Annotated in this window: 1 protein-coding gene and 3 pseudogenes; all 4 read right to left on the minus strand. The window is 67.3% G+C overall.

Translation table 11 applies throughout. From position 1 onward, the window contains the following. Positions 1–132: 132 nt before the first annotated feature. Positions 133–351: a hypothetical protein gene (locus tag JCM19049_RS22590; protein WP_054821516.1), complete on the minus strand. Its 219-nt coding sequence runs from the start codon at positions 349–351 to the stop codon at positions 133–135. 70 nt (positions 352–421) lie between these two features. Further along, a pseudogene (locus JCM19049_RS22595) lies at positions 422–775 on the minus strand (PfkB family carbohydrate kinase); the annotation flags it as partial. Continuing rightward, positions 772–2177 (minus strand): annotated as a pseudogene (locus tag JCM19049_RS10065) (MFS transporter). The pseudogenes JCM19049_RS22595 and JCM19049_RS10065, both read right to left, overlap by 4 nt. An 11-nt stretch (positions 2178–2188) precedes the next feature. After that, positions 2189–3182: pseudogene (locus JCM19049_RS10070) on the minus strand (nucleoside hydrolase). Positions 3183–3384 lie beyond the last annotated feature (202 nt).

Consider the following 3384-nt stretch of genomic DNA (forward strand, 5'->3'; position numbering starts at 1 on the left):
CAGTGGTGTCAATCGCCTTGACCTTGGTCGGAGCGATGCGCACCGCCTCGATCCCGGCCTGGAGCACCACCGAGCCTGCACTGCCCAGGGTGATGACCGCATTCCTGATCCCCCGCGTGCTAAGCAGGTCGGTCACCGCAGACCAGGCCGCGAGGGGCGCCTGGGCATCGGGCAGCGGCTGCCCGCCAGGAACTGGGAAGCCTCATGCACGTTGACCAGCAGCACGTCGGTGGCCTGGACCAGCGCCGGGTCCACCTCCGCGTAGGGGGAAAGGTTCAGCAGCACGGTGGCGCCATGCCGCTGGCCGGCCTGCGCGGCGGCCAGCACTGTATCGGGGGCGACCTCCAGCACAGGCAGACCACGCCGGCCCGGGCAAAGCGCTGCTCCTCCTGCTCCACATCCTCACGGTCCAGGGTGCCGTTCGCGCCGGCGGAAATGACAATGGTGTTCTCCCGCTGGCATCCACCGTGATCACCGCGACCCCGGTCTCCACCTGTCCCCGGCGGTAGACGCTGGAGACGTCAACTCCGGCGGCCCGGCAGGAATCCAGCAGCATCGCACCGTTCGCGTCGTTGCCCACGGCTCCGATCAGGGCCACCCCGCCCCCCAGTTTCGCGGCGGCCACGGCCTGGTTGGCGCTCTTGCCGCCCGGCCCGACGTTGAAGCCGTGCCCGTGCAGGGTTTCCCCGGGCTGGGGGTGGCGGTGGGTGTAGATCCCCAAATCGGCGTTCAGCGATCCGACTACGATAATTTCTCGTCCTGGTGTGGCGTTCATGCCTCGACCTCCGCATCGACGGGCTTGGGAATCAACAACGACGTGGCCAGGGCCAGCACGGTAATGACCAGGCCGGTGACCAGCACGGCCAGGTAGGACCCGTGTACGCCCAGCGGCGCCGCGGCCACCTGCACGGCCGGCAGCAGCAGGAAGCTGACCCCGGCACCGAGGTTAAACGCCCCGGCGTTCATCCCCGGCAGGAAGCCCGGGTTGCCCGGGGGTGAGAGGACCACGCCCAGTCCGTTGAGCATGATGTTCACCGTACCGGCATAGCAGATGCCCAACAACGCGCTGCCGGCGATCATCCACGGCAGGGAGTTCAGGCCCAGGACCAGGATCAGCACCAGGGACAGGATGGAGCCGATCATTCCGGCGCGCAGCACCGTGGTGTAGCCAAGGACCGGGGCCAGCCGTCCGCTGATGGGGCCGAACACCCAGCCCAGCAGGGCGTACGGGGTCAGGATCAGCAGCGCGGTCTGGGTGGCCCCGATGCCGAAGCCGGGCTCGGCGGCCTGGACGAAGGCCGGGATGATCCCGTTGATGACGGCGAAAATACCGGTCATCGTCAGCAGGGTGGTCAACAACGGCGCCCAGGTGGAACGCAGGCGCAGATGGCGGATCTGCACCATCGGCTCGGCGACCCGCTGTTCGGTGCGCCAGAACGCGGCAAAGCACAGTCCGGCGAGCGCCAGCAGCGCCAGTGAGATCAGCAGCGTGTCGGTGCTGAAGGCGCCAATGAGCGTGGCCGCCTCGTTCAGGGCCGTGAGCAGCGCACCCACGGCGATCACAATGTAGATGACTCCGCGCCAGTCCATGCCGGTCCCCGCCTGCGGCTTGCTTTCGGTGCACAGCATCGCCACCGCGACGGTGGCCAGCAGGGCGAGCACGACCATGAACCAGAAGATCGAGCGGAACCCGAAGTTCTCAGCCAGGTAGCCGCCGAGGAAGGAGTCCACCCCGGCCACCCCGCCGTTCACGGCAGGATCAATCCCATGAGGGTGCCGTAGCGTTTCGGGTCGCTCACCGCGCTGCGCAGCATCAGCAGGCACAGTGGCACGGTGGGCCCGGAGACACCCTGGATGATGCGCCCGACGAACAGCCACCCGATGTTGGGGGCCAGCGCCGCGATCATCGAACCGACGGCGGTGGCCAGCATCATGCCCACCAGCACCCGCTTGCGCCCCACCACATCGCTGAAGCGCGGCAGGAAGAGGGAGAACAGTGCCGCCGTGGTGAAGAACCAGGTCTGGCTCAGCCCGATGGAGGCCTGGTCGGCGTTCAGTTCCTCGCCCATGGTGACCAGGGCCGGGGACAGCATGGAGGCGTTGAGCTGGAAGGCCACGCAGGCGGTGAGCAGGGCGATCATCAACCCCGCGGCATTGCGCCGGTCGGTTCCCGGCATCGCTGGGGCGCTCACCGGGCACCGGCGTTCTGTGCGGTGGGCAGCTGGACTTCACCGATGTTGTGCAGCGCCTGGATCACCAGGTCCCAGAAGCGTTCGTGGTCCAGCTCCATTGCCACCGAGGTGTTGCAGTCGGCGGGGGCCGGGGCGCGGAAGTCGGCGACGGTCATGCCCAGGGTCAGTGCGCCGGACAGTTCAATGTCCACCGGCACCTTGACGGTGGAGACCACGGTGGGGTCGATGACGTAGGCAACTGCGCAGGGTCGTGCACCGGTGGGGCGTCAAAGCCTGGGCGTCCTTGTAGGCGGCCTTGAAGAAGTCCATCAGTTCGCGCACGAAGCGGGCCGGTGCGGTGCCCACCGCTTCGATCCGTTCGATGACCTCGTCGGTCGCCAGCGCCTGGTGCGTCAGGTCCAGGCCCACCATCACCACCGGCCAGGATTCGTTGAAGACGATGTGCGCGGCCTCGGGGTCGATCTTGATGTTGAACTCGGCCACGGCCGACCAGTTGCCGACATGGCAGCCCCCGCCCATGAGCACCACTTCACGCACGCGCTCGACGATGCGTGGTTCCTTGCGGGCGGCAAGCGCAATATTGGTCAGCCCGCCGGTGGGCACCAGGGTGATTTCCCCCGGTTCGTGGCTCATGATCGTCTCGATGATCAGGTCCACGGCGTGGCGCCGATCCAGTTCAATGGCCGGTTCCGGCTGCAGCGGTCCATCCATCCCCGAATCCCCGTGGATGTCGGGGGCGTTTTCAATGGTGCGCACCAGCGGCCGGGCACAACCGGCGGCGAAGGGAACACCGGTGATTCCGGCGATGGTTCCCACGGCCAGCGCGTTGGCGGTGACCTTTTCCAAGGTCTGGTTGCCCACCACGGTGGTGACGGCCAGCAGGTCGATCCGCGGGTTGCCATGGGCCAGCAGCAGAGCCACCGCGTCGTCATGCCCGGGGTCGCAGTCCAGGATGATCTTGCGCGGCGCATCGGGGTTCGTCACGGCCATCAGGTCCTCCACATCATTGGGGAACCGGCCGCTTGGGCCGGTACAGAGCTTGGTTCTGGGAAGATTCTGCTCCGTTAAGCGCTTTACGTCAAACGCTTAACTTGGCTTCGGGTTTGGGGTCCCCGCGCCCACCTGCCCCAGGGGGCGCAGCGGATAGGATAGTGACATGAATCCCAAGGACCCAGCCACCGGCGAACGGCCG

This window comes from Arthrobacter sp. JCM 19049 (assembly GCF_001310435.1).